Below are 20,564 nucleotides of genomic sequence, written 5' to 3' on the forward strand. Positions count from 1 at the left end.
TCCGCCATGAAACACGAAACGATTGAGAAAAACGTCGGCCTGCTGATGCTGCTGATGGTCTTCGCGGTGAGCATCGGCGGTCTGACCCAGATCGTCCCGCTGTTCTTCCAGGACGTCACCAACAAGCCGGTGGAAGGCATGAAGCCCTACACCGCCCTGCAGCTGGAAGGCCGCGACATCTACATCCGCGAAGGCTGCGTACAGTGCCACTCGCAGATGATCCGTCCGTTCCGCGCCGAGACCGAGCGTTATGGTCACTACTCGGTGGCCGGTGAAAGCGTCTGGGACCACCCGTTCCTGTGGGGTTCCAAGCGTACCGGTCCGGACCTGGCCCGGGTGGGCGGTCGCTACTCCGATGACTGGCACCGTGCGCACTTGTACAACCCGCGCAACGTGGTGCCCGAGTCGAAGATGCCGGCCTACCCATGGCTGGTGACCGCACCGGTGGACAGCAGCCACACCGAAACCAAGCTCAAGGTCATGCGCACCCTGGGCGTGCCGTACACCGACGAAGACATCGCCGGCGCCACCGCCACGCTCAAGGGCAAGACCGAAATGGACGCCCTGGTCTCCTACCTGCAAGTGCTTGGCACTTCGATCAAGAGCAAGAGGTGAGCCATGGGTTTTGAACTCGATAGCGGCATGATCCGCGGCCTCGGGACCCTGGTGGTGATGATCGCCTTCATCGGCCTGTCGATCTGGGTGTTCAACTCAAAGCGCAATCCCGAGTTTGCCCAGGCCCGCCTGCTGCCCTTCGCCGATGACCCGATGCCGGGCACGGCACCGGCCGGTAACACAACTGATGACGCTCAACCTCAAGAGCCTGCAACAAGGAGCATTCGGCCATGACCACCTTCTGGAGTACGTGGATCTGCGTACTGACCATTGGCAGCCTGATCGGCCTGACCTGGCTGCTGGTCGGCACCCGCAAGGGCGAGACCAAGGGCAGTGTCGACCAGACCATGGGCCACGCCTTCGATGGCATCGAGGAGTACGACAACCCCCTGCCGCAATGGTGGTTCCTGCTGTTCGCCGGGACCCTGGTGTTTTCCGTTGGCTACCTGATCCTCTACCCGGGTCTGGGCAACTGGAAAGGCATCCTGCCGGGCTATGAAGACGGCTGGACCCAGACCAAGGAATGGGAAAAGGAGATGGCCAAGGCGGACGTGAAGTTTGGTCCGATCTTCGCCAAATTCGCGGCCATGCCGGTGGAAGAAGTGGCCAAGGACCCGCAAGCGCTGAAAATGGGCGGACGCCTGTTCGCCTCCAACTGCTCGGTCTGCCACGGTTCCGACGCCAAGGGTGCCTTCGGCTTCCCGAACCTGGCGGACGACAACTGGCGGTGGGGCGGCAGCGCCGACACCATCAAGGCCACCATCATGGGCGGCCGCATGGCGGCCATGCCGGCCTGGGGCGAAGTGCTCAAGGAAGCAGGCGTGAAGAACGTGGCAGCTTACGTTCGCCACGACCTGGCCGGCCTGCCCCTGCCAGCCGACAGCGATGCCGACCTGGTAGCCGGACAGCAAGCGTTCAGCACCACCTGCGTAGCCTGCCACGGCGCTGACGGCAAAGGCACCCAGATCATGGGCGCGCCCGACCTGACCCAGCCCGCCGGCTTCATCTACGGCACCAGCCTGGCCCAACTGCAACAGACCATCCGCCATGGTCGCCAGGGCCACATGCCAGCGCAGAGCGAACTGCTCGGCAATGACAAGGTACAACTGCTGGCCGCCTACGTTTACAGCCTCTCCCACGGCAACAAGCCACAGGCTGAAAACACCCAGTAAGACGAGTCACGGCAAGCTGCGGGTTCCCGACTTGCAGCTTGCCGCTCGTGGTTCAACTTCCCGCTCCTTTGCGACCAAGTGTCGCACCCTCTCCCGAAGCGCGTTTGCACTCATCTGATTCAGGTCTAAGCTTGCCCCGATGGGGACTGGCACGGGCTGGTCACAGGCCAACGGTATCCGTGACGTTCGAAGCTTCTGCTCGATGACAGGCCGCAAAGGCTGGTTTATACCGGCTGTCGACTCTCTTACCGCCTGTCAGCTGATCCATCAGCTTCCACACACCCGGTTACAACCGACCTGACACCCCCCGTTTCCTGTCCATGGCGACAGCTTGTCCGAGGGCAATTTTTTATCCCTACTCGGCATAGGGAAAGGCCGCAGAATCAGGCATGGAACGCATTGACCCAGGTCATAGCGCGTTGCAATGACCCCCTGCTTTCTCCATACTTGCGACCGATTTTTATCCCTAATAAAACACCCAAACCGTGGAACCTTAGAATGAGCACAGCAATCAGTCCGACTGCTTATAACTATAAGGTAGTCCGCCAGTTCGCCATCATGACGGTGGTCTGGGGGATCCTTGGCATGGGGCTCGGTGTCTTCATCGCCTCACAACTGGTATGGCCGGAGTTGAACTTCGGTCTGCCGTGGACGACGTTTGGACGCCTGCGCCCGCTGCACACCAACCTGGTGATCTTCGCCTTCGGTGGATGTGCATTGTTTGCCACCTCTTACTATGTCGTGCAGCGAACCTGCCAGACGCGACTGATTTCCGACAGCCTCGCGGCCTTCACCTTCTGGGGTTGGCAAGCGGTGATCGTCGGCGCGATCGTGACCCTGCCACTGGGTTACACCACCACCAAGGAATACGCCGAACTGGAATGGCCCCTGGCTATCCTGCTGGCGATCGTCTGGGTCACCTACGGCCTGGTATTCTTCGGCACCATCACCAAGCGCAAGACCAAGCACATCTACGTGGGCAACTGGTTCTACGGTGCCTTCATCGTGGTGACCGCGATGCTGCACATCGTCAACCACGCTTCCCTGCCGGTCAGCTTCTTCAAGTCCTACTCGGCCTACGCCGGTGCGACTGATGCGATGATCCAGTGGTGGTACGGCCACAACGCCGTGGGCTTCTTCCTGACCACCGGCTTCCTGGGGATGATGTACTACTTCGTACCCAAGCAGGCCGAGCGTCCGATCTATTCCTATCGCCTGTCCATCGTGCACTTCTGGGCGCTGATCACCCTGTACATCTGGGCCGGTCCGCACCACCTGCACTACACCGCGCTGCCGGACTGGGCCCAGTCCCTGGGCATGGCCATGTCGATCATCCTGCTGGCGCCAAGCTGGGGCGGCATGATCAACGGCATGATGACCCTGTCGGGCGCCTGGCATAAGCTGCGCACCGACCCGATCCTGCGCTTCCTAGTGGTATCCCTGGCGTTCTACGGCATGTCGACCTTCGAAGGTCCGATGATGGCGATCAAGACCGTCAACTCGCTCTCGCACTACACCGACTGGACCATCGGCCACGTACACGCCGGCGCTCTGGGCTGGGTAGCGATGATCTCCATCGGCGCCCTGTACCACCTGATCCCGAAAGTCTTCGGCCGTCAGCAGATGCACAGCATCGGCCTGATCAACACCCACTTCTGGCTGGCTACCATCGGTACCGTGCTCTACATCGCCTCGATGTGGGTCAACGGCATCACCCAGGGCCTGATGTGGCGTGCAATCAACGATGACGGCACCCTCACCTACTCCTTCGTCGAAGCGCTGCAAGCCAGCCACCCGGGCTTTATCGTCCGTGCTCTGGGCGGTGCGTTCTTCGCCACCGGCATGCTGATCATGGCGTACAACGTGTTCCGCACCGTTCGCGCCTCGAACCCGGCTGAAGCTGAAGCCGCTGCTCAGATCGCTGTAGTTGGAGCTCACTGATGAAGCACGAAGTAGTCGAGAAGAATATTGGCCTGCTGGCCTTCTTCATGGTCATCGCCGTCAGCATCGGCGGCCTGACCCAGATCGTCCCGCTGTTCTTCCAGGACGTCACCAACAAGCCGGTGGAAGGCATGAAGCCGCGTACCGCGCTGGAACTGGAAGGCCGCGACGTCTACATCGCCAACGGCTGTGTCGGCTGCCACTCGCAGATGATCCGTCCGTTCCGCGCTGAAACCGAACGCTATGGTCACTACTCGGTGGCTGGTGAGAGCGTCTGGGACCACCCGTTCCTGTGGGGTTCCAAGCGTACCGGCCCGGACCTGGCCCGAGTGGGCGGTCGTTACTCCGATGACTGGCAGCGTGCGCACTTGTACAACCCGCGCAACGTGGTGCCCGAGTCGAAGATGCCGGCTTATCCGTTCCTCGTAGAAAACAAGCTCGACGGCAAAGACACCGCGAAGAAAATGGAAGTCTTGCGCACGCTCGGCGTCCCTTACACCGACGAAGACATCGCCGGTGCCAAGGATGCCGTGAAGGGCAAAACCGAAATGGACGCGCTGGTGGCCTATCTGCAAGGCCTGGGCACCATCATCAAAAGCAAACGGTGATCTAGATGGATATCGGGATGATTCGTGGCCTGGGCACCCTTGTTGTGATGGTGGCCTTCATCGGTTTGGCGCTCTGGGTGTTCAGCCCCAAGCGCAAGTCCGAGTTTGAAGACGCAACCTTGCTGCCGTTCGCGGATGATCCCGACGCCATCAAGCACGTCGAGCAAGCTTCTAGGAGTAACAAAGAATGACTACGTTCTGGAGTCTGTACGTCACAGTCCTCAGTCTGGGTACCATCTTCGCCCTGACCTGGCTGCTGCTGTCGACCCGCAAGGGCCAGCGCGCCGAGCAGACCGACGAGACGGTCGGCCACTCCTTCGACGGGATCGAGGAGTACGACAACCCCCTGCCGAAATGGTGGTTCATGCTGTTCGTCGGCACCATCGTCTTCGCCCTGGGCTACCTGGTGCTGTACCCGGGCCTGGGCAACTGGAAAGGCGTTCTGCCGGGCTACAACTACCTCGATAACGAGAAGCAGACCCCGTTCGCCAACGGCCAGTCCGGCTGGACCGGCGTCCACGAGTGGGAAAAGGAAATGGCCAAGTCGGACGCCAAGTTCGGTCCGATCTTCGCCAAGTACGCGGCCATGCCTATCGAAGAAGTGGCCAAGGACCCGCAAGCCCTGAAAATGGGTGGCCGTCTGTTCGCATCCAACTGCTCGGTCTGCCACGGTTCCGACGCCAAGGGCGCCTATGGCTTTCCCAACCTGACCGACGCCGACTGGCGCTGGGGCGGCGAGCCGGAAACCATCAAGACCACCATCATGGGCGGTCGCCACGCAGTGATGCCGGCCTGGCTGGACGTTATCAAGGAACAAGGCGTCAGTGACGTTGCCGCCTATGTCCTGACCAACCTCGACGGCCGCAAGTTACCGGAAGGCCTGAAGGCCGACCCGGTCAACGGCCAGAAGCTGTTCGCCGCCAACTGTGCGGTATGCCACGGTCCGGAAGGCAAAGGCACCCCAGCCATGGGCGCGCCTAACCTGACTCACCCGGCAGCCTTCATCTACGGTTCGAGCTTCGCCCAACTGCAGCAGACCATTCGTTACGGCCGTCAAGGCGTGATGCCAGCGCAGGAACAACTGCAAGGCAACGACAAGGTTCACCTGCTGGCGGCTTATGTCTACAGCCTGTCCCACGGTGACAAGCAGGCCGACGCCGAGTAAGACCGACGCCTGAAAGCAACACCCAACGGCCCCGCCGATCAACATTGGCGGGGCCGTTTTGTTTGCGCCTGGCATCGGCTGACGCTCGACGGCGGATCACCCTTTCCGGCAACCCGGTAGCCAGGATTCGACGATATGGCGGACTTCGAGAGCTGCGGCGTACGCCTGCTCACTCCCTGGAAGAATTGAACGGCGCGACGTGCAAAAGGGTCCATAATCCACAAGTCAATTGATTCAAGTCATTACACCATCAGTTGATTTCTCCCAACGCGACCAAAGGTCGCACCCTTGCGCTAGAGCTACAGGCGTATCATTGCGCCACTGCAACACCCCTTTTGACCGCGGTCGGCACGCATCGACCGAGGCATTTTTCCACTGCCGTGGGATGCAATGATGAGCAACCAGATTCCCGTACAAGACGTTACCCCGCCTGCCAAAAACGCGACCAACAGCGTCGATCTCTACGCCTCCAGGGAAAAAATCTACACCCGCGCCTTCACCGGCCTGTTCCGCAATCTGCGCATGCTTGGCGGCGCCGGATTGTTCCTTCTGTACTTCGGTACCGTGTGGCTCAACTGGGGCGGCCACCAGGCTGTCTGGTGGAACCTGCCGGAACGCAAATTCTTCATCTTTGGCGCCACGTTCTGGCCCCAGGACTTCATCCTGCTCTCGGGCCTGTTGATCATCGCCGCCTTCGGCCTGTTCTTCATCACCGTCTATGCCGGCCGCATCTGGTGCGGCTACACCTGCCCGCAGAGTGTCTGGACCTGGATCTTCATGTGGTGCGAAAAGGTCACCGAAGGCGATCGCAACCAGCGCATCAAGCTGGACAAGGCGCCCATGAGCGCCAACAAGTTCCTGCGCAAATTCAGCAAGCACAGCCTCTGGCTGCTGATCGGCTTCGTCACCGGCATGACCTTCGTCGGCTACTTCTCGCCGATCCGCGAACTGGTCATCGACTTCTTCACCGGCCAGGCCGATGGCTGGTCCTACTTCTGGGTCGGCTTCTTCACCCTGGCCACCTACGGCAACGCCGGCTGGCTGCGGGAACAGGTGTGCATCTACATGTGCCCCTATGCACGCTTCCAGAGCGTGATGTTCGACAAGGACACCCTGATCGTTTCCTACGACCCACGCCGTGGCGAAGCCCGTGGCCCGCGCAAGAAAGGCGCCGACTACAAGGCCCAGGGCCTGGGCGACTGCATCGACTGCACCATGTGTGTCCAGGTCTGCCCCACCGGCATCGACATCCGTGACGGCCTGCAGATCGAATGCATCGGCTGCGCAGCCTGCATCGACGCCTGCGACAGCATCATGGACAAGATGGAGTACCCCCGCGGGCTCATCAGCTACACCACCGAACACAACCTCTCGGGGCAGAAAACCCATAAACTGCGCCCGCGCCTGATCGGCTATGCCCTGGTGCTGCTGGCCATGATCAGCCTGCTGGTTGCGGCATTTTTCATGCGTTCGCTGGTGGGCTTCGATGTCAGCAAGGACCGGGTGCTGTACCGCGAAAACGCCGAAGGCCGGATCGAAAACGTCTACAGCCTGAAGATCATGAACAAGGACCAGCGCGATCACACCTATGTGCTGGACGCCTCCGGCCTGCCGGACCTGAAGCTGCAGGGCAAGCGCGAAATCCACGTGGTGGCCGGCGATATCGTCAGCATGCCGGTGGAGCTGTCGATTGCTCCCGAACAGCTGCCATCGACCACCAACGAGGTGAAATTCATCCTCAAGGATGCCGACGATGACAGCGTCCATGTTGAAGCCAAGAGCCGGTTCATCGGCCCACAAATTCGTTAAGAGAAGTGATCATGCCCGCAGCCACCGCCGCAAGCCCCTGGTACAAGCACCTCTGGCCCTGGATCATCATCGGCATCCTCGCCTGTTCCGTGACCCTGACCCTGTCCATGGTGACCATTGCCGTGAACAACCCGGACAACCTGGTCAACGACAACTACTACGAGGCCGGCAAGGGCATCAACCGCTCCCTGGACCGCGAGCTGCTGGCCCAGACCCTGAAGATGCGCGCCAACGTGCACCTCGATGAGCTGACCGGCGAAGTCGAACTGCGCCTGAGCGGTGACAGCCAGCCCAAGACCCTGGAGCTGAACCTGATCTCGCCCACCCAGCCGGAAAAGGACCGCAAGATCACCCTGGCCCGCAGCGAAACCGAACACGGGCGCTACATCGGCCAGTTGACCGACCAGGTCGAAGGGCGGCGCTTCGTCGAACTGCTGGGGGTCGAGGGCGACAAGACCTGGCGCATGTTCGAAGAAGAACAGGTCAGCCATGACAAGGACCTGCTGCTGGGCGACGAGCCCCTGCAAGGTGCCGAAGACCTGAACTGAGCAGTACCTGCCGTACATCGCCGGCCCGTCGCCTCCCCTGCCCTTGCAGCGGGACCGGTGCGCCGGCGATGAGTTTTTCCCACATTACAAAGACCGCCGATGACCACGCCACTGCCTTGCTACCACTGTGCCCTGCCGGTTCCTGCCGGTAGCCGGTTCACCGCCGTCGTGCTTGGCCAACCCCGGGAGTTCTGCTGCCCGGGCTGCCAGGCAGTGGCCGAAGCCATAGTCGCTGGCGGTCTGGAGCACTACTACAGCCATCGCAGCGAGGCCTCGGCCAACCCTGAAGCCCTGCCCGTGCAACTGGTGGACGAACTGGCGCTGTACGACCGCGCCGACGTGCAGCAGCCCTTTGTCCGGCACGAAGGCGAGCTGGCGGAAACCACGCTGCTCATGGAGGGCATCAGTTGTGCCGCCTGCGGCTGGCTGATCGAAAAACACCTGCGCAGCCTGCCAGCGGTGGCCGAAGCCCGGCTCAACCTGTCCAACCACCGCCTGCACGTGCGCTGGGCCGACAGCCAACTGCCCTTGAGCCAGGTGCTCAGCGAGCTGCGCCACATCGGCTACGCCGCCCACCCGTATCAGCCGGATCGAGCCTCCGAGCAACTGGCCAGCGAAAACCGCCTGGCCTTGCGCCAGCTGGGCGTCGCCGGCCTGCTGTGGTTCCAGGCCATGATGGCGACCATGGCCACCTGGCCGGAATTCAACATCGACCTGAGCCCCGAGCTGCATACGATCCTGCGCTGGGTCGCGCTGTTTCTCACCACGCCCATCGTCTTCTACAGCTGCGCACCGTTCTTCAAGGGCGCCATGCGCGATTTGCGCACCCGCCACCTGACCATGGACGTCTCGGTGTCCCTGGCCATCGGAGGGGCCTACCTGGCCGGCATCTGGACCTCCATCAGCGGCATTGGCGAGTTGTATTTCGATGCCGTCGGCATGTTCGCCCTGTTCCTGCTCGCCGGACGCTACCTGGAACGCCGGGCCCGGGAGCGCACCGCGGCGGCTACCGCGCAACTGGTCAATCTGCTGCCAGCTTCCTGTCTGCGCCTGGATGAAGACGGCCAGAGTGAACGCATCCTGCTCAGCGAATTGCGCCTGGGCGACCGGGTGCTGGTGCATCCCGGCGCAGTACTGCCGGCAGACGGCAAGATCCTCGACGGCCAATCGAGCATCGACGAATCCCTGCTCACCGGTGAATACCTGCCGCAGCCCCGTGGCCTGGGCGATAGGGTGACCGCAGGTACCTTGAACGTCGAAGGTGCGTTGACAGTGCAGGTCCAGGCCCTGGGCCAGGACACCCGGCTATCGGCCATCGTGCGCCTGCTGGACCGGGCCCAGGCAGAGAAACCGCGGCTGGCGGAGGTTGCCGATCGTGCAGCCCAGTGGTTCCTGCTGTTCTCGCTGATCGCCGCGGCCGCCATCGGGCTGCTGTGGTGGCAATTAGACGCCTCACGGGCGTTCTGGATCGTCCTGGCCATGTTGGTGGCGACCTGCCCTTGTGCGCTGTCCCTGGCCACGCCCACAGCGCTCACCGCCGCCACCGGCACCTTGCACAAGCTCGGCCTGCTGCTGACCCGCGGCCATGTACTGGAAGGCCTGAACCAGATCGACACAGTGATTTTCGACAAGACCGGCACCCTCACCGAAGGGCGGCTGGCGCTGCGTTCCATCCGGCCATTGGGGGCCCTGTCCAGCGATGACTGCCTGAGCCTGGCCGCAGCCCTGGAAAACCGTTCCGAGCACCCGATCGCCCGGGCTTTCGGCCGTGCCCCAGTGGCCGCCGAGGAAGTTACCAGCAGCCCCGGCCTGGGCCTGGAAGGCCTGGTGGGCGATCAGCGTCTGCGCATCGGGCAACCAGCCTACGTTTGCCAGCTCAGTGGCTGTACCGTTCCGCCCATGCCCGATGAAGCCGGCCAATGGCTATTGCTCGGTGACAGCCAGGGGGCTCTCGCCTGGCTGGTGCTGGACGACCGCCTGCGCAGTGATGCTCCGGCCCTGCTGGCGGCCTGCAAGGCTCGTGGCTGGCACACCCTGCTGCTGTCCGGGGACAGCTCGCCGATGGTCGCCAGTGTCGCTGCCGAACTGCAGATCGACGAAGCCCGGGGTGGCCTGCGCCCCGATGACAAGCTGCAGGTGCTGCAACAGCTGCACCAGCAGGGCCGCAAGGTGCTGATGCTCGGCGATGGGGTCAACGATGTACCGGTGCTGGCCGCCGCCGACATCAGCGTCGCCATGGGCTCGGCCACTGACCTGGCCAAGACCAGCGCCGATGCGGTACTTCTGTCCAATCGCCTGGATGCCCTGGTGCAGGCCTTCAGCCTGGCCCGCCGCACGCGCCGGGTGATCATCGAGAACCTGCTCTGGGCCGGGCTGTACAATGGCCTGATGCTGCCGTTCGCCGCCCTCGGCTGGATCACTCCGGTGTGGGCGGCGGTCGGCATGTCCATCAGTTCCCTGACCGTGGTGCTCAACGCCCTGCGCCTGACCCGCATGCCGCGGCCGGCCGACAGCGCCGACGCCCCCGAAACCCGCCCGTTGCCGGCCTGAGCCGCCGGGCCTGGAGTCCAGATGCCAGCTCTTTACGTGATGATCCCGGCCGCCCTGCTGATCGTGGCCATCGCCATCTACATCTTCTTCTGGGCGGTGGACAGCGGCCAGTACGACGATCTCGACGGCCCGGCCCACAGCATCCTGTTCGACGACCAGGACCCAAGCCACACCGCCGCGGTGGATGAGGCCAAGGGCCAACCGAGCAGCGAAGCCGACCCCGGCAGAAAATCGGAACCGCCCCATGCTTGAACTGGCCCCTCTGCTGGTCTCTGCGCTGATCCTCGGCCTGCTGGGTGGCGGCCACTGCCTGGGCATGTGCGGCGGCCTGATGGGCGCCCTGACGCTGGCCATCCCCCCGGAACAGCGCAGCCGACGCCTGCGCCTGCTGCTGGCCTACAACCTGGGCCGCATCCTCAGCTACGCCCTGGCCGGCCTGCTGCTGGGCCTGGCGGGCTGGGCTGTAGCCAACAGTCCACTGGCGCTGTTCATGCGAGTGCTGGCCGGGTTGCTGTTGATTGCCATGGGCCTGTACCTGGCCGGCTGGTGGAGTGGCCTGACCCGCATCGAAGGCCTTGGCAAGGGCTTGTGGCGGCATATCCAGCCGCTGGCCAGCCGCCTGTTGCCGGTTTCCAGCCTGCCCCGTGCATTGCTCCTGGGGGCGCTGTGGGGCTGGCTGCCGTGCGGCCTGGTGTACAGCACCCTGCTGTGGTCGGCGAGCCAGGGCAGCGCCCTGGACAGCGCGCTGTTGATGCTGGCCTTCGGCCTGGGCACCTGGCCCGTGCTGCTGGCCACCGGGCTGGCAGCCGAACGGATCACCGCCTTGCTGCGTCGGCGCAGCGTACGCATGGCTGGCGGCGTGCTGGTCATTCTCTTCGGCATCTGGACCCTGCCCGGTCCTCACCAGCACTGGCTGATGGGCCACTGACCTCAGGGAGGCGCCCGGCAACCGGGCCTGCACGCCTCGTCGGCACTGCTCCGACGGCTCCCGAACACCCTTGATACAAGTCAAGATGGCCCTGGCCTGAACCTCCTAGACTCGCGAACACTGCCAGCCTATCCGGGGGAATTCCCGCATGCTCGACGCCATTCGTTGGGACACAGATCTGATCCGCCGCTACGACCTGGCGGGACCGCGCTACACCTCATACCCGACCGCAGTACAGTTCAACAGCCAGGTCGGCGCCTTCGACCTGCTGCACGCCCTGCGCGACAGCCGCAAGGCGCAGCGCCCGCTGTCGCTGTACGTGCACATCCCGTTCTGCGCCAACATCTGCTACTACTGCGCCTGCAACAAGGTCATCACCAAGGATCGCAGCCGCGCCCTGCCCTACCTGCAGCGCCTGGAACAGGAGATGCAACTGATCGCCTGCCACCTGGCCCCCAACCAGCGGGTGGAACAACTGCATTTCGGCGGCGGCACCCCGACCTTTCTCAACCACGATGAACTGCGCCAACTGATGGCCCTGCTGCGCAAGCACTTCAACCTGCTGGACGACGACTCCGGCGACTACGGCATCGAGATCGATCCCCGGGAAGCCGACTGGTCGACCATGGGCCTGTTGCGGGAGCTGGGTTTCAATCGGGTCAGCATCGGCCTACAGGACCTGGACCCGGCAGTGCAACGCGCGGTCAATCGCCTGCAAAGCCTGGATGAAACCCGGGCGGTGATCGAAGCGGCCCGCACCCTGCAGTTCCGTTCCATCAACATCGACCTGATCTACGGCCTGCCCAAGCAGACCCCGGAAAACTTCGCCCGCACCGTGGAAGAAGTCATCAGCCTGCAACCGGACCGGCTCTCGGTGTTCAATTACGCCCACCTGCCGGAGCGTTTCATGCCCCAGCGGCGGATCAACGGCAGCGAACTGCCTGCCCCGGCGGAAAAGCTGCAGATGCTGCAACGCACCATCGAACAGCTGACGGCTGCCGGCTATCGCTACATCGGCATGGACCATTTCGCCCTGCCCGATGATGAACTGGCCATTGCCCAGGAAGAGTCCACCCTGCAACGCAACTTCCAGGGCTACACCACTCATGGTCATTGCGACCTTATTGGGCTCGGTGTTTCAGCCATCAGCCAGATCGGCGATCTCTACTGCCAGAACAGCAGCGACCTGACGCACTATCAAAATGCCTTGGCTGGCGCACAACTGGCCACCAGTCGCGGCTTGGTATGCAATGCCGATGACCGTCTGCGCCGGGAAGTTATTCAGCAACTGATCTGCAACTTTAGTCTTAAGTTCGAAGAGATCGAACAGGCTTTCAATATCGACTTTCGCGGCTACTTCAATGAACTCTGGCCGGAACTGGAAGAGATGGCCGACGACGGCCTGATTGAACTTGGCAGCGAAGCAATCATCGTGCTGCCAGCCGGTCGCCTACTGGTGCGCTCGGTGTGCATGGTGTTCGATGCATACCTGGGCCAGCAGAACCGCCAGCGGTTTTCCCGGGTGATCTAGGATTTCATGATCAAGGATGCAGCCTTCATCACCTGCTCAGGGCTCAAGCCCGCTTCTTTCATTGCCTTGGCCAGGGAGGCATTGGCGGTCAGCAAACCGCCGTTGAGTATTGCCAGGGCAGATTGCAGGCTGCCGATCCGGACCTTGGTTTCTTCTGGGCTCAGGTGCTTGTCGGCCATGACCGCCTGGAGCTGGGCGAGGGTCTCGGCAATCTGTTGTTGCAATTTTCTGATCATCTTGAGGATCTGCTGAATGTTTTCCGGCAGGCCGCTTTCCTCGATATCACTGTCACGCCCTTTGGCGGCGGCGGATTTGTTCAGGCCGGCGCCAGACAGCGACACTTTGACGCCCTCCCCGATCACTGGCTCTGCAACTAATGGAGAAACTCTTAGTTGCTCGTCAACCTGACTTGTCGAGGGCTCTTGAAGTGACTGCAAGTTATTGCTGCCATTAGTAATAGCGCCAACGGACGACATAATTTCAGCCTTCCAAGTTACTTTCGTTAACAGGTTATCGACCCATAAAAGGATAGCTTTACGACTAACAGTCAATACGGCACGGACTGGCCGGAACCTCCTCCCGTGAGTTACCCTTACGGCTTATGTGTGTTTTCCCACAAGGATTCTAGAATGTCCGAGCCAGTTAAACTGCGCGCTCACAACCAGGCCCATTGCAAGGATTGCAGCCTGGCACCCCTCTGCCTGCCACTTTCGCTGAATTTGGAAGACATGGACGCGCTGGACGAAATCGTCAAACGTGGCCGCCCATTGAAAAAAGGCGAATTCCTGTTCCGTCAGGGTGACGGCTTCGACTCGGTGTACGCCGTGCGTTCGGGCGCCCTGAAAACCTTCAGCCTGAGCGACAGCGGCGAAGAACAGATCACCGGTTTCCATCTCCCCAGCGAGCTGGTAGGCCTGTCAGGCATGGACACCGAAAGCCATCCCGTCTCGGCCCAGGCGCTGGAAACCACCTCGGTGTGTGAAATCCCCTTCGAACGCCTCGATGAGCTGGCACTGCAACTGCCACAGCTGCGTCGCCAGCTGATGCGGGTCATGAGCCGGGAAATCCGCGATGACCAGCAAATGATGCTGCTGCTGTCGAAAAAGACCGCTGACGAGCGTATCGCCACGTTCCTGGTCAACCTGTCCGCGCGCTTCCGCGCCCGGGGCTTCTCGGCCAACCAATTCCGCCTGAGCATGTCGCGCAACGAAATCGGCAACTACCTGGGCCTGGCGGTGGAAACCGTGTCCCGGGTGTTCACCCGTTTCCAGCAGAACGAGCTGATTGCCGCCGAAGGCAAGGAAGTGCACATCCTCGATCCGATCCAGCTCTGCGCCCTCGCCGGCGGCTCGGTGGAGGGCTGATCCACAGCCTGTGCGGCTGAGCCAGGCGGCTCGGTCGCGGGTATACTGGCGCGGCCTATTTGCCCGCCAGGACACCTGAAGATGGCCTTCGATTCCTTCGACATCAAATCCCTGATCCGCCCCGTCATCGACTTCCCGAAACCGGGCGTGATCTTCCGCGACATCACCCCCCTGTTCCAGTCTCCCCGGGCCCTGCGCCTGGTGGCGGACAGCTTCGCCCAGCGTTATGTCGAAGAAGACTTCAGCCACATCGGCGCCATGGACGCACGGGGTTTTCTGATCGGCTCGATCATCGCCTACCAGTTGAACAAGCCGCTGATCCTGTTCCGCAAACAGGGCAAGCTGCCGGCCGACATCCTGGCCGAGGGCTACCGGACCGAGTACGGCGAAGCCTTCATTGAAGTCCACGCCGACAGCCTGTGTGAAGGCGACTCGGTGCTGTTGATCGATGACTTGATCGCCACCGGGGGCACCCTGATCGCCGCCGCCAATCTGGTACGGCGCATGGGGGCGAAGGTCTATGAAGCCGCGGCGATCATCGACCTGCCGGAACTGGGCGGCTCGCAGAAGCTGCAGGACATGGGGATCCCGACCTTCTGCCTGACCCAGTTTTCCCTGACCGAGCGCTAGCCTGCACCTACAGCCCCATCTGCTTGCTGATGATTTCGTTCATCACCTCGCGAGTGCCGCCGCCGATCGACAGAATGCGGTTGTCGCGATACAGGCGCTCCACGAGGCTTTCGCGCATGTAGCCCATGCCACCGAGGATCTGCACCGCATCGTGGGTAATACGGTCGGCGGTATCGGTGGCGAAGTTCTTGGCCATGGAAATTTCCTTGATCACACTCTTGCCGGCGGCCATCTTCGCCGCCTGGCGATAGGTGAACTCCCGGGAAACCTCCAGGGCCGTGGCCATCTCCGCCAGACGGTGCTTGAGCACCTGGAACTTGGCGATGGGCTTGCCGAACGCCTCCCGCTCGCGCGCCCACTTCAGGCTTTCCTCCAGGGCCATCTGTGAGGTCATGTTGGCCATCAGGGCCAGGGCCAGGCGTTCGCTCTGGAAGTTGCCCATGATGCAGGCAAAGCCCATGTTCTCGGCGCCGATCAGGTTGCCCACCGGCACCCGGCAATCGTCGAAGAACAGCTCGGCGGTATCCGAGGCCCACCAGCCCATCTTTTTCAACTGCCGACCCACAGTGAAGCCCGGCGTGCCCTTTTCGACCAGCAACAGGCTGATACCGCCGTAGCCAGGTTCGCCGGTGCGCACCGCAACGGTGTAGAAGTCGGCGCGCACGCCACTGGTGATGAAGGTCTTGCTGCCACTGAGCCGGTAATGATCGCCATCGCGCACGGCGCGGGTCTGCAGGTTGGCCACGTCCGAGCCGCCACCGGGCTCGGTGACCGCCAGGGCGCTGATCTTCTCCCCGGACAACACCAGCGGTGCGACCCGCTCGCGCAATTCGGGGGGGGCCCATTTGACGATGGGCGGCAGGCCGATATCCAGGGAACCGAGGCCCGCCACCAGGCCGCCGGAGCCACTGCGCATCAACTCCTCGCTGGCGGCGATCTTGGCGAACAGATCACCCTCATGGCTGCCGCCCAGGGCCTCGGGGTAACCGATGCCCAGAAGCCCGGCGGCCCCGGCCTTGAGGTACAGCTCACGGGGGAAACTGCCCGCCTCCTCCCACTCGTCGATCTGGGGAAGGATTTCACGCTCGACGAAACGTCGCACGCTGTCGCGGACCAACTGGTGGCTGGGGTCGAAGTATTCCTGGCAGGCAGACATCGGCAAGCTCCTCTGAAGGGTCGAAGGAACTTACCAAGCGCTTGCTTGGTTTTCAAGAGAATGCGTGGCGCATCCTTCGCCAGTCAGCCGGCTTCCGCAGCCTTACAACGCTATGGGTTTGCGACCGGCAAAGGAGTGAGCCAGGGTGCCGCCATCCACCAGTTCCAGCTCGCCGCCCAGAGGCACGCCGTGGGCGATGCGCGAGGTGATCAGGCCCTTGTTGGTCAGCAGTTGGGCGATGTAGTGCGCAGTGGCTTCGCCTTCCACCGTCGGGTTGGTGGCCAGGATCACTTCGCTGAAGCTGCCCTGCTCCTCGATACGCGCCAGCAACTGCGGAATGCCGATGGCCTCCGGGCCCAGGCCATCCAGAGGCGACAGGTGGCCTTTGAGCACGAAGTAGCGCCCGCGATAGCCGGTCTGCTCCACCGCGTACACATCCATCGGCCCTTCCACCACGCACAGCAGGGTGTCGTCGCGACGCGGGTCGGCACACTGCGGGCACAGCTCGTCTTCGGTCAGTGTCCGGCACTGGCGGCAATGCCCCACGCCTTCCATGGCCTGGCTCAAGGCCTGCGCCAGGCGCAAGCCGCCACTGCGATCACGCTCGAGCAGTTGCAGGGCCATGCGCTGGGCGGTTTTCTGACCCACGCCCGGCAAGGTGCGCAGGGCATCGATCAGTTGGCGAATCAGGGGGCTGAAGCTCATGGGCAAAGGTCCGACAAAAACAACGAGACGCGGTTTATACCCGCGCCTCGGGGTAGCGTCAAATGCTCGCGTCCGGGGCGACCTTGACCACCAGCTTGCCGAAGTTGCGCCCCTCCAGCAGGCCAATGAAGGCTTCTGGTGCCTGCTCCAGTCCCTCGACCACGTCCTCCTTGAACTTGACCTTGCCTTCGCGCACCCAGGGCGCCATGGCCTTGATGAACTCCGGATGGCGGTCGCCATAGTCGTCGAAGACAATAAAGCCCTGGATGCGTACCCGCTTGGTGAGCAAGGTGCGCTGCAGCAGTGGCAGGCGATCCGGCCCCGGCGGCAGCGCCTGGGCGTTGTACTGGGCGATCAGCCCGCACAGGGGAATACGCGCCCTGGGGTTGAGCAGGGGCAGTACCCCGTCGAAGACCTTGCCACCGACGTTTTCAAAATAGATGTCCACGCCCTTGAAGCAGGCCTGGGCCAGTTCGTCGGCAAAGTCGGGGCTCTTGTGATCGATGCAGGCATCAAAACCCAGCTCCTCGACCACATAGCGGCATTTGTCGGCGCCACCGGCCACGCCCACCACCCGCAGCCCCTTGAGCTTCGCCACCTGCCCCACCACCGACCCCACGGCGCCGGAGGCCGCACCCACCACCAGGGTTTCCCCGGCCTTGGGCTGGCCGATGTCCATCAGCCCCATGTAGGCGGTCATTCCGGGCATGCCGAGCACACCCAGGGCCATGGAAGGGCTGGGCAGGCCAGAGGGCACCGGGATCAGGTTGCGGCCATCGCAAATGCAGTGGCTCTGCCAACCAGTGGCGCCCACCACCAGGTCGCCCTCCTGGAACTTGGGGTTGAGCGAACGCTCGACCCGGCTCACTGCACCGCCGGTCATGACCTCGTCTATTTCCACTGGCGCCGCATAGGACGGGGCATCACTCATGCGCCCGCGCATGTAGGGGTCCAGGGACAGGTAGAGGGTCTTCAACAGCACCTGGCCATCAGCCAGTTCCGGCAAGGCCACCCGCTCCAGGCGGAAATTCTCCGGGACCGGCGCGCCTTCGGGCCGAGAGACCAGTACCACGCGCTGATTGAGGGTCAATGTTTGCGGCATCATGGACACTCCTTTAGGGAAGGTTGAATGAAAGGGTATAGGTTGCAGACCCTGTGAATAGCATCACGTTCGATGTTTCTGCAGATGGATCTGCTGTGGCCTTCGCCGGCTAGCCGGCTGCTACCCACCGCGCAGTGCTGATCGCCAGGGCAAAAAAAAGCCAGGCTCAAGGCCTGGCTTTATGTAGTCCATCCGATGCGCTTGCGCGAATCAGAACGGCAATTTCATGCCTGGAGGCAGTTGCATGCCGGCGGTCATGCCGGACATCTTTTCCTGGCTGTTGGACTCGATCTTGCGCACGGCGTCGTTCACCGCAGCGGCAAACAGGTCTTCGAGCACTTCACGGTCATCTTCGCTGACGCCTTCCAGCAGGCTCGGGTCGATGCTCACGCGCTTGATGTCATGACGGCCGGTCATGACTACGGTGACCATGTCGCCGCCAGCCTTGCCGGTGACTTCGGCATTGGCCAGTTCTTCCTGCATCTTGGCCATTTTTTCCTGCATCTGCTGTGCCTGCTTCATCAGGCCGGCCATGCCACCTTTCATCATGGGAATTACCTCAAAGTACGGGGATGGAAACGGCGCCCGGCCCCTGGCCCGGCGCCCTTTGAATGATCAGCCCTGAGCCGCCAGGGCCTCGACAGGTTCAATAGTATCGTGGCGCACCACTGCACCGAACTCCTGGACCATCCGCTGGATGAACGGATCACCATGGATCGACTCCTCGGCCTCGCGCTGACGATCGGCACGGCGCCGTGATGCAGCCTGGGCCGGGGTTTCCTGCTCGGGCTTGATCAGCTCGATCGCCAGGGTCAGGGTACGCCCGTGGTACTGGTTCAGGGCGTCGTTGAGGCGACGCTGCTGGGTGGCGTTGAACAGTGCGCTGTGGGCCGGGTCCAGGTGCAGCAGCCAATGGTCGCCGTCCACGGACATCAGGGTGCAGTTGGCGGCGATGCTGCCGGTCATGCCCGAGATCGGCAGTTTCGGGAACAGCTGCAGCCATTCCAGGGCCAGGCCAGTGGCCGGCTTGGCAGCAGGTTCGGGCTCGGGTTCCGGCGCCGGATCGGCTGCGTGCTCACTGGCCAGTTCGTCCAGGTAGCTGTAGGCCGAATCCATGTCCGGCTCGATATAGTCCTCGTCCAGCGGCGGCTCGTCGTCCAGGTCGATACCCGGAGTGGCGGCGTCGACCTCCGCCACCGTGGGTTCCGGCACCGGGGCGCTGACCCACTCCGGCGCGTCCGGCACCACGCTGTCCGGCGTCGGGGTCGGCATCGGCGTCAGCTCAGGCTGCTCGGCGGCCACCTCCAGCACCGGCTCGACCGCTGGCTGCTGTTCGATCTGTGGCTCCACCGGATCGTTCCAGGGCAGGTCGACCACCGCTTCGGCAACCACCGGCTCGGGCTCGACAGCGACCGCTTCGGCCACAGGGGGCGCGACAGGTTCGGGCACGGCAACAGGTGCTGGCGCCACTGGAGCACTCACAACCGGAGCCGGGGCAACGGTCGCTACAGGCACGGCAGGTGCCGGCGCCGCCACGGCTTGGGCGGAATCAACTGTGGCCTGGCTGATCCCCACTGGCTTTAGCGGCTGTCTCGGTGCATCCGCGGTATCGGCTGGGCGGAAGGCCAGCATTCGCAGCAGGACCATTTCAAAGCCGCCGCGCGGGTCCGGCGCCAACGGCAGGTCGCGTCGACCGATCAGGCCCATCTGGTAATAGAACTGCACGTCTTCGGCAGGCAGGGCCTGGGCCAGGGCCAGCACCCGGTCACGATCGCCGTGCCCGTTGTCGACCCCTTCCGGCAATGCCTGGGCAATCGCCACCCGGTGCAACACGTTGAGAATTTCCGAAAGCACGCCGTTCCAGTCCGGCCCCTGCTCCGCCAGGTGCCGCACCGCCTCCAGCAACGCCTTGGCGTCGCCGTTGATCAGCGCATGCAGCACGTCGTAGACCTGGCCGTGATCGAGGGTGCCGAGCATGGCCCGCACATCGGCCGCCATGACCTTGCCTTCACCGAAGGCAATCGCCTGGTCGGTGAGGCTCATGGCATCGCGCATCGAGCCATCGGCGGCGCGGCCCAGCAGCCACAGGGCGTCATCCTCGAACGGCACGTTCTCCACGCCCAGGACGTGGCTCAGGTGCTCCACCACCCGTTCCGGGGTCATGTTCTTGAGGGAGAACTGCAGGCAGCGCGAGAGGATGGTCGCCGGCAGCTTCTGCGGATCAGTGGTCGCCAGGATGAACTTGACGTAGGGCGGCGGCTCTTCGAGGGTCTTGAGCAGGGCGTTGAACGAGTGGCTGGAGAGCATGTGCACTTCGTCGATCAGGTAGACCTTGAAGCGCCCGCGGCTCGGTGCGTATTGCACGTTATCCAGCAATTCACGGGTATCCTCGACCTTGGTCCGGCTCGCGGCGTCGATCTCGATCAGGTCGACAAAGCGCCCCTCATCGATCTCGCAGCACACCGAACAGGTGCCACAGGGCGTGGAAGTGATACCTGTTTCACAGTTCAGGCATTTGGCAATGATTCGCGCGATGGTGGTCTTGCCCACCCCGCGAGTGCCGGTAAACAGGTAGGCGTGGTGCAGCCGCTGGCTGTCCAAGGCATTGATCAGAGCCTTGAGCACATGGGTCTGGCCGACCATTTCGCGGAACGAGCGCGGACGCCATTTACGTGCAAGAACCTGATAACTCATCGAAAACCGTCGCAACTGGAAAGCGGAAGCCGGTAATGCTAGCGGA

21 protein-coding genes are annotated in these 20,564 nt (G+C 62.9%); 15 read left to right on the forward strand and 6 right to left on the reverse strand.

Going from position 1 to position 20,564, the window contains the following annotated elements; genetic code table 11:
* The first annotated feature begins 6 nt into the window (after window positions 1-6).
* The 13 genes from ccoO (AC1RCO_RS30080) to hemN all read left to right on the forward strand — a co-directional run bounded on the left by ccoO (AC1RCO_RS30080) (window position 7) and on the right by hemN (window position 12,867).
* Entirely contained in the window at window positions 7-615 is a 609-nt protein-coding gene (gene ccoO / locus AC1RCO_RS30080) for a cytochrome-c oxidase, cbb3-type subunit II (protein WP_011060244.1), read from the forward strand.
* Between the two features lie 3 nt (window positions 616-618).
* Complete coding sequence (locus AC1RCO_RS30085) at window positions 619-849, forward strand: cbb3-type cytochrome oxidase subunit 3 (RefSeq protein ID WP_011060243.1); 231 nt, start codon at window positions 619-621, stop codon at window positions 847-849.
* Window positions 846-1,787 carry a cytochrome-c oxidase, cbb3-type subunit III gene (ccoP, locus tag AC1RCO_RS30090; protein ID WP_011060242.1) on the forward strand — a complete coding sequence of 314 codons (942 nt, stop codon included), beginning with the start codon at window positions 846-848 and terminating at the stop codon, window positions 1,785-1,787. Before AC1RCO_RS30085 ends, ccoP (AC1RCO_RS30090) begins: the two co-directional genes overlap by 4 nt.
* 498 nt (window positions 1,788-2,285) lie before the next feature.
* Window positions 2,286-3,728, forward strand: coding sequence for a cytochrome-c oxidase, cbb3-type subunit I (ccoN, locus tag AC1RCO_RS30095; RefSeq protein WP_011060241.1), 1,443 nt, complete (start codon window positions 2,286-2,288; stop codon window positions 3,726-3,728).
* Complete coding sequence (gene ccoO, locus AC1RCO_RS30100) at window positions 3,728-4,336, forward strand: cytochrome-c oxidase, cbb3-type subunit II (RefSeq protein WP_011060240.1); 609 nt, start codon at window positions 3,728-3,730, stop codon at window positions 4,334-4,336. The genes ccoN and ccoO (AC1RCO_RS30100) overlap by 1 nt, the downstream gene beginning before the upstream one ends.
* Before the next feature lie 5 nt (window positions 4,337-4,341).
* Window positions 4,342-4,527: a CcoQ/FixQ family Cbb3-type cytochrome c oxidase assembly chaperone gene (locus tag AC1RCO_RS30105; protein WP_011060239.1), complete on the forward strand. Its 186-nt coding sequence runs from the start codon at window positions 4,342-4,344 to the stop codon at window positions 4,525-4,527.
* Window positions 4,524-5,501, forward strand: coding sequence for a cytochrome-c oxidase, cbb3-type subunit III (ccoP, locus tag AC1RCO_RS30110; RefSeq protein ID WP_011060238.1), 978 nt, complete (start codon window positions 4,524-4,526; stop codon window positions 5,499-5,501). Before AC1RCO_RS30105 ends, ccoP (AC1RCO_RS30110) begins: the two co-directional genes overlap by 4 nt.
* 393 nt (window positions 5,502-5,894) lie before the next feature.
* Window positions 5,895-7,310, forward strand: a complete 1,416-nt coding sequence (gene ccoG, locus AC1RCO_RS30115; protein WP_019093855.1) for a cytochrome c oxidase accessory protein CcoG — start codon at window positions 5,895-5,897, stop codon at window positions 7,308-7,310.
* A gap of 11 nt (window positions 7,311-7,321) precedes the next feature.
* On the forward strand, window positions 7,322-7,858 hold the full coding sequence (locus AC1RCO_RS30120) for a FixH family protein (protein WP_011060236.1): 537 nt from the start codon (window positions 7,322-7,324) through the stop codon (window positions 7,856-7,858).
* Window positions 7,859-7,957: 99 nt separating this feature from the next.
* Window positions 7,958-10,408 carry a heavy metal translocating P-type ATPase gene (locus AC1RCO_RS30125; RefSeq protein ID WP_011060235.1) on the forward strand — a complete coding sequence of 817 codons (2,451 nt, stop codon included), beginning with the start codon at window positions 7,958-7,960 and terminating at the stop codon, window positions 10,406-10,408.
* A 21-nt stretch (window positions 10,409-10,429) separates the two neighbouring features.
* Window positions 10,430-10,660 (forward strand): cbb3-type cytochrome oxidase assembly protein CcoS, encoded by a 231-nt coding sequence (gene ccoS, locus AC1RCO_RS30130; protein WP_041116903.1) that lies wholly within the window; start codon window positions 10,430-10,432, stop codon window positions 10,658-10,660.
* Window positions 10,653-11,336 (forward strand): sulfite exporter TauE/SafE family protein, encoded by a 684-nt coding sequence (locus tag AC1RCO_RS30135; RefSeq protein ID WP_011060233.1) that lies wholly within the window; start codon window positions 10,653-10,655, stop codon window positions 11,334-11,336. The genes ccoS and AC1RCO_RS30135 overlap by 8 nt, the downstream gene beginning before the upstream one ends.
* Window positions 11,337-11,484: 148 nt before the next feature.
* Window positions 11,485-12,867, forward strand: a complete 1,383-nt coding sequence (gene hemN, locus AC1RCO_RS30140; protein ID WP_011060232.1) for an oxygen-independent coproporphyrinogen III oxidase — start codon at window positions 11,485-11,487, stop codon at window positions 12,865-12,867.
* Here hemN and AC1RCO_RS30145 read toward each other — a convergent pair.
* Window positions 12,864-13,343 (reverse strand): hypothetical protein, encoded by a 480-nt coding sequence (locus tag AC1RCO_RS30145; protein ID WP_065363452.1) that lies wholly within the window; start codon window positions 13,341-13,343, stop codon window positions 12,864-12,866. The two genes, hemN and AC1RCO_RS30145, sit on opposite strands and share 4 nt — an antisense overlap.
* A gap of 153 nt (window positions 13,344-13,496) precedes the next feature.
* On the opposite strand from AC1RCO_RS30145, the gene fnrA reads away from it, so the two are divergent.
* Window positions 13,497-14,231, forward strand: coding sequence for a Crp/Fnr family transcriptional regulator FnrA (fnrA, locus tag AC1RCO_RS30150; protein WP_011060230.1), 735 nt, complete (start codon window positions 13,497-13,499; stop codon window positions 14,229-14,231).
* Window positions 14,232-14,312: 81 nt separating this feature from the next.
* Complete coding sequence (locus AC1RCO_RS30155; RefSeq protein ID WP_011060229.1) at window positions 14,313-14,861, forward strand: adenine phosphoribosyltransferase; 549 nt, start codon at window positions 14,313-14,315, stop codon at window positions 14,859-14,861.
* Window positions 14,862-14,868: 7 nt separating this feature from the next.
* On the opposite strand, the gene AC1RCO_RS30160 is transcribed toward AC1RCO_RS30155, so the two are convergent.
* From AC1RCO_RS30160 to dnaX, 5 genes are all read right to left on the reverse strand, one after another.
* Window positions 14,869-16,017, reverse strand: a complete 1,149-nt coding sequence (locus AC1RCO_RS30160; protein WP_492618342.1) for an acyl-CoA dehydrogenase family protein — start codon at window positions 16,015-16,017, stop codon at window positions 14,869-14,871.
* A gap of 102 nt (window positions 16,018-16,119) precedes the next feature.
* The gene (gene recR / locus AC1RCO_RS30165; protein ID WP_011060227.1) at window positions 16,120-16,722 is read right to left on the reverse strand and encodes a recombination mediator RecR; all 603 of its coding nucleotides are present in this window, start codon (window positions 16,720-16,722) and stop codon (window positions 16,120-16,122) included.
* Between the two features lie 58 nt (window positions 16,723-16,780).
* A complete protein-coding gene (gene curA / locus AC1RCO_RS30170; protein ID WP_011060226.1) occupies window positions 16,781-17,824 on the reverse strand; it encodes an NADPH-dependent curcumin/dihydrocurcumin reductase in 1,044 nt (347 codons plus the stop codon).
* Window positions 17,825-18,034: 210 nt separating this feature from the next.
* Window positions 18,035-18,373 carry a YbaB/EbfC family nucleoid-associated protein gene (locus tag AC1RCO_RS30175; RefSeq protein ID WP_015634779.1) on the reverse strand — a complete coding sequence of 113 codons (339 nt, stop codon included), beginning with the start codon at window positions 18,371-18,373 and terminating at the stop codon, window positions 18,035-18,037.
* 66 nt (window positions 18,374-18,439) lie between these two features.
* A complete protein-coding gene (gene dnaX, locus AC1RCO_RS30180; protein WP_492618343.1) occupies window positions 18,440-20,518 on the reverse strand; it encodes a DNA polymerase III subunit gamma/tau in 2,079 nt (692 codons plus the stop codon).
* Window positions 20,519-20,564 lie beyond the last annotated feature (46 nt).

The organism is Pseudomonas sp. GW823-FHT03E05 (genome assembly GCF_058796855.1).

Excerpts from the sequence above, each read along its gene's own strand:
- AC1RCO_RS30160 (WP_492618342.1), bottom strand. The coding sequence starts at position 16,017 with ATGTCTGCCTGCCAGGAATACTTCGACCCCAGCCACCAGTTGGTCCGC.
- ccoP (WP_011060242.1), top strand. The coding sequence starts at position 846 with ATGACCACCTTCTGGAGTACGTGGATCTGCGTACTGACCATTGGCAGC.
- recR (WP_011060227.1), bottom strand. The coding sequence starts at position 16,722 with ATGAGCTTCAGCCCCCTGATTCGCCAACTGATCGATGCCCTGCGCACC.
- AC1RCO_RS30175 (WP_015634779.1), bottom strand. The coding sequence starts at position 18,373 with ATGATGAAAGGTGGCATGGCCGGCCTGATGAAGCAGGCACAGCAGATG.
- AC1RCO_RS30125 (WP_011060235.1), top strand. The coding sequence starts at position 7,958 with ATGACCACGCCACTGCCTTGCTACCACTGTGCCCTGCCGGTTCCTGCC.
- dnaX (WP_492618343.1), bottom strand. The coding sequence starts at position 20,518 with ATGAGTTATCAGGTTCTTGCACGTAAATGGCGTCCGCGCTCGTTCCGC.
- AC1RCO_RS30105 (WP_011060239.1), top strand. The coding sequence starts at position 4,342 with ATGGATATCGGGATGATTCGTGGCCTGGGCACCCTTGTTGTGATGGTG.
- ccoO (WP_011060240.1), top strand. The coding sequence starts at position 3,728 with ATGAAGCACGAAGTAGTCGAGAAGAATATTGGCCTGCTGGCCTTCTTC.
- curA (WP_011060226.1), bottom strand. The coding sequence starts at position 17,824 with ATGCCGCAAACATTGACCCTCAATCAGCGCGTGGTACTGGTCTCTCGG.
- AC1RCO_RS30135 (WP_011060233.1), top strand. The coding sequence starts at position 10,653 with ATGCTTGAACTGGCCCCTCTGCTGGTCTCTGCGCTGATCCTCGGCCTG.
- ccoP (WP_011060238.1), top strand. The coding sequence starts at position 4,524 with ATGACTACGTTCTGGAGTCTGTACGTCACAGTCCTCAGTCTGGGTACC.
- AC1RCO_RS30085 (WP_011060243.1), top strand. The coding sequence starts at position 619 with ATGGGTTTTGAACTCGATAGCGGCATGATCCGCGGCCTCGGGACCCTG.
- fnrA (WP_011060230.1), top strand. The coding sequence starts at position 13,497 with ATGTCCGAGCCAGTTAAACTGCGCGCTCACAACCAGGCCCATTGCAAG.
- AC1RCO_RS30145 (WP_065363452.1), bottom strand. The coding sequence starts at position 13,343 with ATGTCGTCCGTTGGCGCTATTACTAATGGCAGCAATAACTTGCAGTCA.
- AC1RCO_RS30155 (WP_011060229.1), top strand. The coding sequence starts at position 14,313 with ATGGCCTTCGATTCCTTCGACATCAAATCCCTGATCCGCCCCGTCATC.
- ccoO (WP_011060244.1), top strand. The coding sequence starts at position 7 with ATGAAACACGAAACGATTGAGAAAAACGTCGGCCTGCTGATGCTGCTG.
- AC1RCO_RS30120 (WP_011060236.1), top strand. The coding sequence starts at position 7,322 with ATGCCCGCAGCCACCGCCGCAAGCCCCTGGTACAAGCACCTCTGGCCC.
- ccoG (WP_019093855.1), top strand. The coding sequence starts at position 5,895 with ATGAGCAACCAGATTCCCGTACAAGACGTTACCCCGCCTGCCAAAAAC.
- ccoN (WP_011060241.1), top strand. The coding sequence starts at position 2,286 with ATGAGCACAGCAATCAGTCCGACTGCTTATAACTATAAGGTAGTCCGC.
- hemN (WP_011060232.1), top strand. The coding sequence starts at position 11,485 with ATGCTCGACGCCATTCGTTGGGACACAGATCTGATCCGCCGCTACGAC.
- ccoS (WP_041116903.1), top strand. The coding sequence starts at position 10,430 with ATGCCAGCTCTTTACGTGATGATCCCGGCCGCCCTGCTGATCGTGGCC.